Origin of the sequence: Bartonella sp. AA83SXKL, from assembly GCF_042196965.1 — a bacterium.
Lineage (GTDB): Bacteria > Pseudomonadota > Alphaproteobacteria > Rhizobiales > Rhizobiaceae > Bartonella.
Window position 1 is genome coordinate 78,805 of the sequence record NZ_JBHIRG010000004.1, and the last position, 14,380, is coordinate 93,184.

9 protein-coding genes and 1 pseudogene are annotated in these 14,380 nt (G+C 37.2%); 5 read left to right on the forward strand and 5 right to left on the reverse strand.

All coding sequences use genetic code 11. From position 1 onward, the window contains the following. Positions 1 to 77 precede the first annotated feature (77 nt). The gene (locus tag ACFINO_RS03345; protein ID WP_375642906.1) at positions 78 to 713 is read right to left on the reverse strand and encodes a thiamine diphosphokinase; all 636 of its coding nucleotides are present in this window, start codon (positions 711 to 713) and stop codon (positions 78 to 80) included. A 147-nt stretch (positions 714 to 860) separates the two neighbouring features. On the opposite strand from ACFINO_RS03345, the gene ACFINO_RS03350 reads away from it, so the two are divergent. Beyond that, on the forward strand, positions 861 to 2,438 hold the full coding sequence (locus ACFINO_RS03350) for a M48 family metalloprotease (RefSeq protein ID WP_375634408.1): 1,578 nt from the start codon (positions 861 to 863) through the stop codon (positions 2,436 to 2,438). A 301-nt stretch (positions 2,439 to 2,739) separates the two neighbouring features. Here the strand turns inward: ACFINO_RS03350 and ACFINO_RS03355 are convergent, their stop codons facing one another. Continuing rightward, positions 2,740 to 3,651 carry an RNA polymerase factor sigma-32 gene (locus ACFINO_RS03355; protein WP_375613183.1) on the reverse strand — a complete coding sequence of 304 codons (912 nt, stop codon included), beginning with the start codon at positions 3,649 to 3,651 and terminating at the stop codon, positions 2,740 to 2,742. A gap of 577 nt (positions 3,652 to 4,228) precedes the next feature. Here ACFINO_RS03355 and ACFINO_RS03360 point away from each other — a divergent pair. The 3 genes from ACFINO_RS03360 to ACFINO_RS03370 all read left to right on the forward strand — a co-directional run bounded on the left by ACFINO_RS03360 (position 4,229) and on the right by ACFINO_RS03370 (position 7,060). Then, complete coding sequence (locus tag ACFINO_RS03360; RefSeq protein ID WP_375633450.1) at positions 4,229 to 5,809, forward strand: hypothetical protein; 1,581 nt, start codon at positions 4,229 to 4,231, stop codon at positions 5,807 to 5,809. A gap of 21 nt (positions 5,810 to 5,830) precedes the next feature. Continuing rightward, the gene (gene fdxA / locus ACFINO_RS03365) at positions 5,831 to 6,172 is read left to right on the forward strand and encodes a ferredoxin FdxA (RefSeq protein ID WP_375617846.1); all 342 of its coding nucleotides are present in this window, start codon (positions 5,831 to 5,833) and stop codon (positions 6,170 to 6,172) included. Positions 6,173 to 6,475: 303 nt separating this feature from the next. After that, the gene (locus ACFINO_RS03370; protein ID WP_273790499.1) at positions 6,476 to 7,060 is read left to right on the forward strand and encodes a CarD family transcriptional regulator; all 585 of its coding nucleotides are present in this window, start codon (positions 6,476 to 6,478) and stop codon (positions 7,058 to 7,060) included. An 898-nt stretch (positions 7,061 to 7,958) separates the two neighbouring features. Here ACFINO_RS03370 and ACFINO_RS03375 read toward each other — a convergent pair. Together ACFINO_RS03375 and rpmF are read right to left on the reverse strand one after the other, a co-directional pair. After that, a pseudogene (locus ACFINO_RS03375) lies at positions 7,959 to 8,707 on the reverse strand (tyrosine-type recombinase/integrase); the annotation flags it as partial. A 1,617-nt stretch (positions 8,708 to 10,324) separates the two neighbouring features. After that, the gene (gene rpmF / locus ACFINO_RS03380) at positions 10,325 to 10,504 is read right to left on the reverse strand and encodes a 50S ribosomal protein L32 (RefSeq protein WP_005774555.1); all 180 of its coding nucleotides are present in this window, start codon (positions 10,502 to 10,504) and stop codon (positions 10,325 to 10,327) included. Positions 10,505 to 10,928: 424 nt separating this feature from the next. On the opposite strand from rpmF, the gene ACFINO_RS03385 reads away from it, so the two are divergent. Beyond that, positions 10,929 to 11,831, forward strand: coding sequence for a polyprenyl synthetase family protein (locus ACFINO_RS03385; RefSeq protein WP_375633452.1), 903 nt, complete (start codon positions 10,929 to 10,931; stop codon positions 11,829 to 11,831). Between the two features lie 1,238 nt (positions 11,832 to 13,069). On the opposite strand, the gene ACFINO_RS03390 is transcribed toward ACFINO_RS03385, so the two are convergent. Next, positions 13,070 to 13,669: a hypothetical protein gene (locus tag ACFINO_RS03390; RefSeq protein WP_375655047.1), complete on the reverse strand. Its 600-nt coding sequence runs from the start codon at positions 13,667 to 13,669 to the stop codon at positions 13,070 to 13,072. Positions 13,670 to 14,380 lie beyond the last annotated feature (711 nt).

A 14,380-nucleotide genomic window follows, 5' to 3' on the forward strand; every position in this document is an offset into this window, starting at 1 on the left:
ACATAATATATCGTTTATGTCGGCACTTATAATCACTAGTCCTCCCCCTGCCTTATTCAAAATATATTGGAAGAGCTTTATGGAATAGGCACAGACGCTAACAATATAGCTTTTCCAGAACCTAAATGGCAAGAAAAGGTTCCACAAATACGGTTAGAAAGTGTTAAAGAAGAGCCAAATGACACTTTTTTGTCACAAACTGGCCATTTCACCCCTTTAAGAGTTAAACCTTTTAAATCAGAAAAACCGATAATACTAAACAAACATCCCTTAGGCAAATCATACGAACAAGGTTTTGACAAAACCGGCCAACCTTCTTCCAAACCGCTTGTCAACAACACTGAAATACCCCTTTCAGCCATCATCAACGCTTGCGTCATATGAGAAAGGCTATGATCACTTCGCTCCCCTCCCAAAGCACCGCACAAAATAAGCTTTTTAGCGCCATTTTGCAAAGCTCTTTCACATGCCAGAGCACTATCTGTCATATCTTTATCAGAGGGAAAAACTTCACGCGGAACATGACTATATTGACGTATTAAGTTCTCATCTGATGAATCAAAGTCCCCTAACCACAACTCAGGCGTCACATTAAGCGCTGCCGCATGACGCATACCACCATCAGCAGCAATTACCCGACTGTTTTGAATTTGATTAAGCAAACGATCAGTGATATGAACATCCCCATTTAATAATATCGTAAATGTTGTCATGCCATACTTTGCCTTTCACAAAATTTTCTTTACAGTGCATCTTTTTATAAGTGAGAGTCATTTTTTATAAACAAAAAGCGTGATATAGCCAAACGAATCCTTATCCCTAATGCCTTTCTTAAAGAAACATACGATATAAAGATACAAATGCAATTTGCCAAATTACTCCGCAGAAATAATGTGCACCATGGTCCAACGCACCCCATTTTTCACCGCAATTTTCTTTTTCGCTCTTGCCTGTATAAAGCAACTTTCATAAGTTTAACGTTTCTCCTTTCAGCTTGTCATACACCCTTTTCTCAAAATGATAGGTTTTCTTCCACTTCTTCTAAAACGATCAAACGTACCAACAACCACAATATCTATGTCACATTAAGCGCTCTGCAACACCCACGTATTTTGCAAATGTATGGTGGCGCTTATCATGATGCAAAACTTGAACACCTTTTAGCAAAGATTGTCCGTAAACTGGCAGTTGCATCACATAGTTCTCATCAAAGCTATTCTGTAACAATTTTAAACTCAGAAACTATCAACGCTTTTGCGCTCCCCAACGGCTCGATCTACATCACTCGTGGTATGCTGGCATTAGCCAATGATTCTTCAGAAGTTGCAGCCATTTTAGCCCATGAGATAGCACATATCAGAGCCAATCATGGCATTTTACGCCTGCAAAAAGAAGCCCAATTAAAGATGACAAATCACATGTCTTCACGTCTTCTTTCTTCTATTGGCAAAAAACTTCATAACCCTATGCAAAACAAGCAACAACTCGCGCAATTTTCCCGCAATCAAGAGCTGGAAGCTGATTCCATTGCGCTCGAAATGCTCCAACAATCAGGATATGATCCTTTTGCTTCACCACGCTTTCTTCAAACAATGGAAGCCTATAGTGCTTTTCGTAATATCTCTGGCTCCCAAAATGCCTCTCTAGATTTTCTAGCCTCTCACCCAACTACCCCTCAACGCATTCGGCTTGCGATAAAAAAAGCGGGTAAAATCAGTAAAGGGAATAGTAAAATATCCGATCACGATTCTTTTCTCAAAAGCATTGATGGCATAATTTTTGGAGGAGGCTTTTATACAGGTTTTGTACGAGGCAACCAATTTATTCACCCACAATTGCGCATAGCTTTTTCTGTTCCAAACAATTTTACAATAGAACATTCAGCACATACTGTTTGGGCCAGTGGACCAGATAAAATTGCGATTCGTTTTGACGCTATTCCACATCCTGCTGAAATATCTGCGAGTGATTATTTGAAAAGTGGCTGGATTATCGGTCTAGACCAATCATCTATCCGCCCCATCACAATTCAAGGGCTCCCCAATCAAGAATTTATGCGTCAAGAATCCCAAAGCCAAAATTTACTTGGAGCAAGGGCCCATGCTACCAATGATCAATGGCAATTTGATGTGGTTGTCATTCCATTCAACAACCACATCTTTCGTTTTTTGACGGCCGCTCCACATAATTCTCGAAATTTTGCAGAGGTTGCCCAAAAAACGCTACAAAGCTTTCATTCTCTTTCATCTTCACAGTTAAAAAAATTGCAGCCCTTAAAAATCCGTGTTGTCCGTGTTAAACAAGGAGAAACCGTTGCAAATCTTGCAGATAAAATGCAATACACACCATATAAAGAAAAACTCTTTCGCATCCTCAACGCCCTCTCACCAACGCAAACTTTACCCGCAGGTACAAAAGTGAAAATTATTACAGAATAAGCCTTTCTTCTCATCTGTTACAGTTTTGATTCTTTTCTGTCTGTATCACGCCCTCCCTCTTAAAGCATATTCGAAAATAAAAAGGAACACTTTAAAATCCAACTTCATCATACCTTTATAGGTCTCCGTTTGATATATATTTCCTCCAACTAACAGCCCCCTATCTTCCTCTGTAGTAGCGCTCCCAAGGAGGCATATTTCTAAACAAATCCGGACATCCCCTAAAACTGACTTTATCATATTCTCATATGCCCCCACTTAATATATTCTCTTTCCTCCCCCCCCAAAAGCCTTTCACTGCTTATATATCGTAAGCATCTTCTGAATGAATCGTAAGGAGAGCAGAACGCAATTTTTGCAAAGCCCTAGCTTCAATTTGACGCACGCGCTCTTTCGAGATTCCTAACTTTTCACCCAAAACTTCGAGAGTCGCACCCTCTTCATTTAAGCGACGAAAGCGAATAATTTCCAACTCCCGTTCGTTGAGAATTTGCAACGCATCGTAAAGCCATTGTGTACGCCGTTGACCATCAATGACTTGCTCAATTAAAGCATCAGGAAGAGGACTATCATCCACCAAAACATCCATCTTAGCAATGGGATTATCACTGTTCTCAGAAACAGAAACACTCAAGGAATTATCAGAACTGGAAAAACGAAAATCCATCGTTTCAACATCGCGCACGGAAACACCGAGTTTTTCAGCGATTGTGCGAAAAATATCCTGTTTTGACAAAGCACTATCATCTTGTATCAGTTTTGCACGCAAACGCCGAAGATTAAAGAAAAGTGCTTTTTGCGAAGAACTCGTTCCCCCTCGAACGATTGACCAATTTCGCAAAATATAATCTTGAATAGAAGCGCGTATCCACCACGTTGCATATGTTGAAAAACGCACTTCCCGATCAGGTTCAAAACGTGCAGCTGCTTCCAATAGTCCCACATACCCTTCTTGTACCAAATCCCCCAATGGCATTTTGAAACGTTTAAAGCGATTAGCAATAGCAATCACTAAACGCATATGAGCCGCTGCAATTTGATGCATGGCGTCATCATCACGTTTGTCTTTCCACCGCAGAGCCAAATCATGCTCTTTTTGTCGTTCAAGATAAGGTGCTTGCATAGCAGAACGCATCATATTACGTCCTAAGCTTTTGTCTGCATCGCTATAATTTTTGCTGCTTTTATAAACAGCATTTGAAAGATTACCCATAATAACCCCTTGCGATTAAAATTATCAAAATTGATTTGGCAACGACATCATTGTTCTTCGCTTAAAAAGAACGCAAAAGTTGTTAACTTCTGTGACCACTACTTTAACGTGTAATTTTATAATCGCAATTGTTTTTTTTACTGTCATGGTAAAACTTCTTGTCATAAGACACAATTTCACCTGCAAAATGCCTTTACAATATGCCTTTTAGCCTATGAAATATTTGAAAAAACTTTCTCTTCACTTTTCATGACAAAACAGCAAAAAAATTAAAGTGATCATGCAAAAGAAATGCCGTTTTTTGATAATCGGTTCCGTTTCCTTTTAAATCGAAGAATTTATTTATGCTTTTAGCTTTACAATACAACTAATAAGTGTAATTTGCAATTATAAAGCATCCAAACTGAATGAAAACTGAATGAAAAAAGAATCATTCAAGTTTTAAAGGCGCAAAGAAACAGCAAAAAATGACAAGAGTGATTGAAGCAAACGCAACAAACGTGTTAAAGAAAGAGCACCATTATGAAATTGTCGCAAAAAGCTTTTGACCAGTGTCACACTGAGAAAGAAAATGATCATGGATAGCAAGATTGTTCAACAGAATGAGATTCTTCAAGATGATATTCTCATTGAAAAACACGGAAGGGGTAAATTTGAAGGTTTTCGTTTTTATGCCAACAAAAACAGTACCGATCAAATAGCTGAGAAGCAAATTTCAACAGAGAATGAGAATTTGATTCTTGCTTTTTCCAAACGCGCGACACGTTTTTGTGCTTGTGCAAATGGAGATTTTACCCTCAGTTCTGATGGAATTGTGCGCTGGATTGGTCAACCCGTAGGACAACTTGTAGCAACAGAAGATTTTTTCAAACCAAAACTGATTGTTTTAGCAGATGAACAACTCACGGAAGAATCCCGCAATAACGTTGTGAAACGATTAGAACGCTTTGTCACCTTTCATTTTGAAACGACTTTAAAACCCCTGTTTGATTTGCGCAATGCTGATAATTTAACAGATTCAACAAACAGTCTTGCTTTACAACTTTTTAACTCTTTAGGGATTTTACCACGCCGCGAAGTCTTAGACATTGTCAAAAACCTTGCGCAAGAATCACGTGCCGTTCTTCGGCGTCTAGGCGTGCGTTTTGGCGCTTTTCATATCTATGTTGCCGGAATGCTTAAACCTGCTCCGGTTCAAGCCATTACTCTCCTGTGGAATCTTCAAAATGCGGGACAAGATCAAACTGGTTTGGGTGAAATTTTTTCAGCATTATCTGCTGGTCGAACCTCTTTGATGGTTGACTCTACCTATAACCGCCAATTTTATCAATTAGCCGGCTACCGAATCTTAGGACAACGTGCTGTACGGATTGATATTTTAGAACGTCTTGCCAATCTCATCCGTCCCGCACTTCATTGGAAACAAGGAAGTGATCCCAAACCAGATGGCGCCTATGATGGAAAAAGTTTTTTTGTTACACCAGCCATGATGTCCATTCTTGGGGCCAATGGAAATGATATGGAAGAAATCCTCAAAGGACTTGGTTATCAATCGTACAGCATAAGCAATACTGTTTTTGAACAAAATCTCCTTGCACACCAAGCCTCTTCCCCTGTCAATGAGACAATGCAAGATGTTCCCGCAGCAGAATGCGTTGGAAGTCAATGGCAAACAATAAGCGATTTAGAAACAACACGAGAAGAAAAAAATATCTCATACCCAAACATTTCATCCTCTGGTATTGAAAAACATCTCCATAAAACCAATCGTTTACCAGAAGCTGAACCTATTGGGAATTTTGCCAAATCCCCTCGCTCTACAGAAGAAGATAAAGTTATTTTATTATGGCATTATAAGCATCAATTTCCCCACCATGCACAAAAAAAACGTGATAAATTAGGAAATAAATGGCAAAATAAATCGAAGAACGCTGTAAAAAAAGCGGAATACAAAAATGAAAATTCCCCTCAAAAAGCACCATCACAAGCAAAACGCTCTCATAAGTTCCACAAATCCCAAGGAAAACATGCAAATCATAAGCCCTTTCAAAAAGAAAAGCGCCTTAATCCTGATTCACCTTTTGCGAAACTAGCTGTACTACGCGATCAACTCACCAATCATAAAAACACGCACACACTTTCCTCTAAAGAGAATTAAAGTAACAAATGGAGTTCGATCTTGACCCACGTAGTAACCGACAACTGCATTCACTGCAAATATACGGATTGCGTTGAAGTCTGCCCAGTTGATTGTTTTTATGAAGGGGAAAATATGCTTGTTATTCACCCCGATGAATGCATCGATTGTGGTGTTTGCGTGCCAGAATGCCCAGCAGAAGCGATTTTACCTGATACAGAACCAGGGTTAGAAAAGTGGTTAGAACTCAATCTTCATTATGCAAACAAATGGCCTAATCTAACCACCCGAAAAGATCCTCTTCCTCAAGCAAAAGAAATGGATGGCGTTCCAAATAAATTAGAAAAGTATTTTTCAGAAAATCCAGGAAGTGGCGAAGAGTAATGATAAAGTGTACACTCTCCTCCTTCAACGATTGAAAGACTTCTCTTGTAAAAATAAAAAATCCTTAAGCGAAATGATTGATTCTTTTAAATTTTGATGTTAATGTTATTTTAACATGATCATCTTTCTAAGTATTTTTCTTTGCTTGTTATAGTAAAGCGGTGTATTTTTTTTTGATTTAAAAGTACTCGGCTTTTATGCTCACTTAATTGGTACAATATACTTGGTTAAAGAAAACTCAACCCTCAGGTTTATAACCTGTTTTCCGATACATTTGTTGATCATAAGGGAGTAAACTAAAATATGGCATCCCAACATGGAACGTCTTCCAAGACCAAAGAATTTGCAACCTCTGAATATATCGTCTACCCTACGCATGGAGTAGGACAAATTATAGCGATTGAAGATCAAGAAGTTGCAGGACATAAATTAAAACTTTTTGTCATTCATTTCGCGAAAGATAAGATGGATGTCAAAGTCCCCATTGCAAAAGCCCTTTCCGTTGGAATGCGTAAATTATCTGCTAGTGATTCTGTCGAACGTGCCTTAAAAGTTTTACGCGGAAAAGCACGCGTTAAACGGACCATGTGGTCACGTCGTGCACAAGAATATGATGCTAAAATCAACTCAGGAGATCTTATTTGTATCGCCGAAGTGGTCCGTGATCTTTTCCGCTCTAATCTACAGCCTGAACAATCTTACTCTGAGCGCCAACTTTATACAGCTGCTCTTGAAAGAATGGCCCGCGAAATTGCGGTTATTAATAGTCTTTCTGAAACAGAAGCTATCAATCTCATAGAGATGCATCTCTCCAACAAGCCGGAACGCGAGTTTAAAACTGAGAGAGAAGAAACAGATGAAAACAGTAAAGCTGTCTACGCTGCATAATACACTCTTTCATCATAATGATGATATTTCGATAAAACCAGCGAAAAGCTGGTTTTATTTTTTAACATCCTCTCTACCCTTAAGGACAAAGTTTCTTAACCAGTGCCAATCTATAAACAATCTAACTTTTCGACAAATTCCTCCTCCTTATTTTCTTTCTTCATAGATAACAAACTGATTAATCATCATAATCTAGCATTATTCATATTAAATTAGAATCTTGAATATGGTAAGATTTCTCATTTCAAATTTCTCTCATGTTGAATTAATCAAATCACTTGCTTGTCAACCACAAGCGGAGCTGATCTGTGGGTAAAAACTGTACAAAAAGAGCGAGACACTGTCTCAAGCACCAAAGGATATACCAACATTGGAATCTGGCAAGATGTGTAAGGGCGGGGCTTGCTTTTTTATTTAAGCGTAAAGATCATAGTGCCGTTTATACACTACACCGAAACTTTACCATTTATCCCCTTCTACAAAACCATTGTAACATTCAAAAACACCGTCATAAAATGGATGCCACAAATATTGAAAAATATTGCTTAAAAAAAATGCGTGACGGTACAACATAAGATATTTTGTCTTGGGCGCTCTATTTTGCATGAGAAGCATTCCCCATTAAAGAACGCGATAAAAAAAGCATGAACTAAAACCATCATCTCCATTCTGTAAAAGGCATTCCAAATACTTTTGAAAGCTGTAAAACTAACTTAAAAAATCACAATAAAAATGAACGTTGGCATTGCCCTTCCAATTTCATATTTTTCCCAAATGAGGTTTCTTATTTCAGAGGAGATATACGCAATATTCTTACTCCAATCGAACACAAAAAATCTAGAATGATTCGTAGAACTCTTAAAAGTCTTAATCTCTGTTTCAAACAGACTACTAAAGATTGGATATTCTCAGCAGGAATTGTCCAGTTATCATCTTCAATCTGATCTTCACGAATATGACGCAAAGGATTGCTACGAACGCCTGTCAGGATAAGCAAACGCAAAGCCAGTTGTGTTATGTTTTGTGTTTTACAGAGTAACTGAATAAAGGCAGGAACATCTTTCCAATCCATTGCAGGTCTATTAGTGGTTTTATGACGTTGTTTACCTAAGAGCGCGCGTGCTTTTTCTGTTGCTTGTAAATCAACATCTACCCCTAATGCAGCCGCATGTTTGAGACAAAGATTAAGACGATTTAGTGCTTTCTCTGCTGTTGCAGCTTTTGTATGCCAGATAGGAGCAAGGGTATTGCGTATCTCTGTTTGTGTAATCTCTGAAACGGGCAGACAGCCCAATTTAGGGAGAATATGAAGGCGTAATGGTAAAAACCAATCACAAGCTTTACCATCTCTTTTTAATTCAGCTTTACGGCTTTCAAAAGCATCTAAAGCAATGTTTTTTAAATAATGAAGATTACGCATTGCCTCACGCTTTTGTTTATCGCGTTCTTTAATGGAGTCACGCCCCTCACGTAAAACAGCACCCCACCCAATTGCCAATTCACGGGCTTGTTTTAAAGAAACATCTCTCAAGGCCCCATGCCCATTTCACATCGCCGACTATGAATGGTATAACGATAAATCCATTGAGCACCTCCATCTTTACGTTTGTGAAGAAGCAAGCCGGCACCATCATTATATTTTCCAGCTCGTGGATGTTACGACAGCCCTTGGCTCTTAAGACGATTTATAAGAACCATTTCTAGTCCTTTCTTATACAAATTTTATCCACACACTCATCCCACTTGTGACGTGCAAACGAGTGGTTTTGATTGATTCTAGATAGAGAGATTTGAAATAAGTAAATCTTACGTTATTCGGGGTTCTAATTCAATAGAAAAAAGTGAATTATATATATAAATCAATATGTTGTCTAGTTATGAACAGATAACAAAAAAATCATAAACTTAGGTAAGCAACACCATAAAATCATTCATAAACCAGCTATGAACTGGAGAATCGTACCGGCTTTGATAAAATACTTTGCTCACCCCCACACATAACATATTTGGTTTTAAGTTTACTTATTTTTACAAGCTGTTCGCAACAAATCCCTTATATTCACAAAAATAAGAAAAATACATAGACAATTCTTAGTTCAAAAACATAAAAAGACAGCGTGATATTCATAGAAAAGTCTCATGCACCTTTATCATAAAAAGCACTAAAGATTATTGAATGTGTACACCTTCTGTCTTGTAACGGTTTTCTCTTTTCTGCTCATAAGAAAGCGCGCTGGCATCAGCATACATTTAACCCCAATGTTACAACAATCCTTACATTTGAAAATATTCATTATAAACATTTTTTCCTTTTTTATAGAGTTTTTACCCACATGCCATTCCCATTTGTGACCGAAAAGCAAGTGATTATCATTGATTCAACATAGGAAAAAATTTGAAATGAGAAAATCCTACGATAGACCTTCCATTCAAGGCGCAAAACAACAAATGATCTTTATAAATCAATGTGATGTCGATCTCTATTTTTTTAAGGAGAATCACATGTCACAATATAAGCCTATAGACAAACCATTGCCTTAAATATTCTCATAAAAAACACCGGAAAACACCGATATGCTTAAATCCTTACATAGATCAACCGCCTTAAACGATGATATTTTACGGTCTAATAGGATTCTCTCTATAGTCAATAAAGATTAAGTGCGATACAAAATGATTCTATTACTGAGCTAACTTATATCAATACCCAAGCTCTTAACGAAGTCATCATAAAAGACACTGATACAAGTAGCCCTTTATAGCCTCTCAAGAAAACAAGAAAATCATCTCCCACAATAGAATCATTTCTCTACAGCACAACTTTATCCCACACATGTTCTCAAGAAAAAGTGAAAAACGCATCTTACCCAATGCATTCATTAATGAAACAAAAGAAGTTCACCACTGGAAAAGAAAGAAAACGCTAAAGTTTTAACCACTAAAACAGAACGTCCACGATACATTCCCTGTTCCACATCGATAGAAGACGATGCAAGAGAACCTCAACATTCATCTTAAAGCGAAAATGCACGCCCCAAGCGTGCATTGATCGATGCAATAAAAGAAGTTCACCTCTGGAAAAGAAAGAAAACGCTAAAGTTTTAACCACTAAAACGGAACGCCCACGATACATTCCCTTTTCCATATCAATAGAGGGCGACGCAAGGGAACCCCAACATTGATCTTAAAGCGAAAATGCACGCCCCAAGCGTGCATTGATCGACGAAATAAAAGAAGTTCACCACTGGAAAAGAAAGAAAACGCTCAGTCTTTAACCACTAAAACGGAACGCCCACGATACATTCCCGTTTTCAAATCAATGTGATGAGGACGACGTAATTCACCAGAATTTTTATCTTCGATATAAGTCGGCGCCTTCAGAGCATCAGCCGAACGGCGCATGCCCCTCTTCGCTGGAGAGGTTTTTCGTTTAGGTACAGCCATAAAAAGACACTCCAAATCCATTAAAACAGAAAAAGCAATGTCAAAAATGACAATGCTTCATTTAAAACACCATAAAATTTGAGGATATTATACACTGATAAAAAAGAAGAGGCAATGTCAAAATGATCCTCCTCTTACCAAAAATGACCTTCCTGTTATCAAAAATGGTGTCACAATAATCAAATGAATATCAAAAACACTGCAAAATTTAAGAATTTTATACACCAATGAAAGCTTTTTTATAAGCCCTTCATTCAATTTTTATTTGGTTTAAAAAGGGATTTGCGCATACAGTAGAGATACGGATAAAAAGAGAAGTTGATTTTTAATAAAAAACGACGCCAATTTATGAAAACAAGAAAAAGCGACAACCTTTCTCTTTAAACTTCATAATTTCATTTTTGTAAAAACAAAGGAAGCAAGAATGCACGAATTTACCACCCTTCTTGCAAAACATAGAGACACCGTTGAAAAACGGCTTGATACCCTGTTAAGTGATCAAATCCAAAATGGTGAAATTTCACGCCCTAAAAACTTAATCAAAGCCATGCGCTATGGTGTGCTGAACGGTGGAAAACGCTTGCGTCCTTTTCTTGTAATTCAAAGTGCTGCACTTTTTGACGTCCCTGTAGAACATTCTCTTGATGTTGCATGTGCCTTAGAATGTATCCATTGTTATTCGCTCATTCATGATGATCTTCCCGCTATGGATAACGATATACTCCGGCGTGGAAAACCCACTGTCCATGTAGCATTTGATGAAGCAACAGCAATTCTAGCAGGCAATGCCCTCTTAACATTTGCCTTTGAAATCATTGCCCATAAAGCTAGTAATCTATCTACAGATATTAGAATCAAGCTGATCACGTCTCTTGCACAATCGGCAGGGCTTGGCGGTATGTTAGGTGGACAAATGCTGGACCTTGAAGCTGAAAAAAGACCGCAAGAAAGTACTGACATCATCACTCTACAACACATGAAAACAGCAGCCCTGATAAGCTTTGCTTGCCAAGCAGGTGCCATCATTGGCAATGCATCTAAAGAATTAACCGAAAAGCTTACTGATTTTGGTACCTATCTTGGTTTAGCCTTTCAATTAACCGATGACCTTCTTGATGTCACCGCCAACACGCAAACCCTAGGAAAAACGGCTGGGAAAGATGAAACGGCACAAAAAGCCACTTTTGTTCATCTTTACGGCATTAAAGAAACCCAAAAAAAGCGAGATATACTCATCAGTAAAGCAGAAGCATTCTTACATCCTTTTGGCGCTAAAGCACTCCCCCTCCAACAAGCAGCACACTTTAGTGCAATACGCCAAAATTAAACTTCATCCACCCTATTGTACATAGTGTACACCGTCATATTTATTGAATGCATAATAGACTTTTCCAAGAAACGTTACTATTAATCTCCATTATAGTCCTTATCATGAAATGGGTACGACAAATCTTGAGAGGAATTTCATTAAAATAAGCCGCGTGAATTTATAACACAAATGCATTCTGGGTATCCTATTTTGCATGAAAAATGCCTTCCATTAAAGACTAAAAGAAACAAAATGTGAAAATGCGTAATCATCATGTTTTAAAAGATATTACAGTGGATGCTTTAAAGCCGATTCCACACATGCGATTCACTTAAACTAAAGACGCGATAAGCAAGACTTAAGAATATTCACCATGTACTTCTTAAAATACTTAATGTATCAAACAGGATACCTTCACCACCCCTCAAATGACAGTATGTTACGGCATAACAGGATAAATAAAGCCATTAATTTCAATAGAACGAAAGACCAAAGCAGTATTATTACTGATCTCTCTTTTCTTAAGCTGGAAAGATATAACACATTGATTTATAATGATAATTCTCGGTTGTTCAACTTGAATAAGAACCCTGAATACCGTAAGATTCTTTCATTTCAAATCTGTGTATATTGAATCAATAAAAATCACTTGCTTGCACCTCAAAAACAGAGAGAGCCGCGTAGGGCAAAACATCAAAGAAAAGACTAAAAAAATGCCTCTTATGAACCGTCTTAAAAGCCAAGGGCTGTCGCAACATTAGGGGCTAGCAAAGTGAATGATTGTGTCGGCATGCTCCTTCAAAAGCAGAAACATTTTTATTTACAAAAGTGTGTAATAACTTCAATTTAATAATAATCATGATCACTGTAGAACTTTAATTCATCACGCTCTTTATCTCGTTTATTCAATTCATCACACAAAAAGAGAATTGATAAGATTAAACAGAGAATGATCTTTGCAACAGAAAGATAAAAAAGTCCTTATTATTATTATATATAATAGCGCAATCTAATTTGTGATAAGTCGTTTTTTCAATCCAAGAGCAAATTTCCTCCTTTAAGTGCAATTTTCTTATTAAGATGAAAAGCATCATTGTAAGTGAACCTATGCCTGTTGCCAAAGCTAGAAAATATGTCCACCTTTTGAAGCCATAATAAAAAAACAAGCAACATGGCCAAGAAAATGCCGCAATTATCAAGAGTATTATAGCCATTTAATACCCTTCGAGAGAATTTTTCTCATTACCCATTCAATATCATTTGTAAATTCCTCTTGGTTTCATCATATCATATATCGTGTGGAGTTCTCTGCAAAAACGCGCTATTTGTTTAGTATTGTCATCATGACCAGCTCTCATACTAGACACAAGGTCAATAATTTGTGTTGTTGGGCTAATACCATTTCCACTTGAAGAATTAAGAAATTTTTTCGCATAATCAATCATGGGGTCGGTAGAATTCATAGACATATTATAAGCCCAGATAAAATCGCTTTCTCTCCAATTATAGTCATAACGCAAACTGCTTATGACATTGGGTAGCATTGCCCATGACATCTCCTCATTATAATCACCGCGTAATAAATTAACAAAGCGTCCACATAAAACAATAAGTATGTGTCGATGCCATATAATATCAAATTTGGGCGCTATATTTTGATAACCACGGCTATAGACGAAATTTCTTGCTTGTTCCTGCTTTTGAAAATGTTCAAAAGCCTCGTATTTTTCACTTATATATTCTTCGTAAAGTTTATTGTACTGCTCTAAACTATCTACACGCGTACATCCCAACAATACCAATACAGAAAAAAGAGTTATAAATGTTACAACACACGTTATGGATAACGATTTCATCGCTTTACCTTTATAATAACCATAATTTGTACGGCTTAACAGATTCCTATCAAATATATCAATATGTGCTGGTTTCTTGTGGCTTATTTGTAGCAAATTGTACTCAACAATATTTCTGTACTTGGTTTTATTCCCTCTCAAAGAGGGGGGGGATGTCATTCAAAGTTTCCATAGATAAGTTTATTATCTGGATCAGAAATTTTCTAACATCAGAAAATACAGAGCTAACGCCATAATCAAAGAGAAAATACTCAAAAATGAGAATGTACAACGTAAAAAATTATCTCAACAAGATAATTGATATTTTAAAGAAAACAGCAATAAAACGCGTTAAATATATCAACAATAAAATCAGTCATGAGGAAAGCCTATTTGAACAGGCTATAAATTGTCCGACTGCTTAAATTAGCTCTAATGAGATAAAGTGTTACCAGTAAGGAACCAATGAAAATGAGAAAACTGCTCCATCACCATTCCTTAATAAGTATATAATCCGGCACAATCATGTTCTTTATCAGCGTCCAATCTTGTCAGCAACCCTTTGTGTAATATTCATGAGCAGCATTTTTATTTCTTTTGTAATGATTGTTATGCCATTTTAATGATTATTATGCCAAGCCCACTTATAACGTACAAGCAGATGACTTTGATTGCTTCAACATACATAGATTTTAAATAAGAATAACTGACTCTATTCAGCTTTCTCATTCA

What these genes read in the sequence shown, in the direction of transcription:
- ACFINO_RS03345 (WP_375642906.1), bottom strand. Translation starts at nt 713, where the DNA reads ATGACAACATTTACGATATTATTAAATGGGGATGTTCATATCACTGAT.
- ACFINO_RS03350 (WP_375634408.1), top strand. Translation starts at nt 861, where the DNA reads ATGCAATTTGCCAAATTACTCCGCAGAAATAATGTGCACCATGGTCCA.
- ACFINO_RS03355 (WP_375613183.1), bottom strand. Translation starts at nt 3,651, where the DNA reads ATGGGTAATCTTTCAAATGCTGTTTATAAAAGCAGCAAAAATTATAGC.
- ACFINO_RS03360 (WP_375633450.1), top strand. Translation starts at nt 4,229, where the DNA reads ATGGATAGCAAGATTGTTCAACAGAATGAGATTCTTCAAGATGATATT.
- ACFINO_RS03370 (WP_273790499.1), top strand. Translation starts at nt 6,476, where the DNA reads ATGGCATCCCAACATGGAACGTCTTCCAAGACCAAAGAATTTGCAACC.
- rpmF (WP_005774555.1), bottom strand. Translation starts at nt 10,504, where the DNA reads ATGGCTGTACCTAAACGAAAAACCTCTCCAGCGAAGAGGGGCATGCGC.
- ACFINO_RS03385 (WP_375633452.1), top strand. Translation starts at nt 10,929, where the DNA reads ATGCACGAATTTACCACCCTTCTTGCAAAACATAGAGACACCGTTGAA.
- ACFINO_RS03390 (WP_375655047.1), bottom strand. Translation starts at nt 13,669, where the DNA reads ATGAAATCGTTATCCATAACGTGTGTTGTAACATTTATAACTCTTTTT.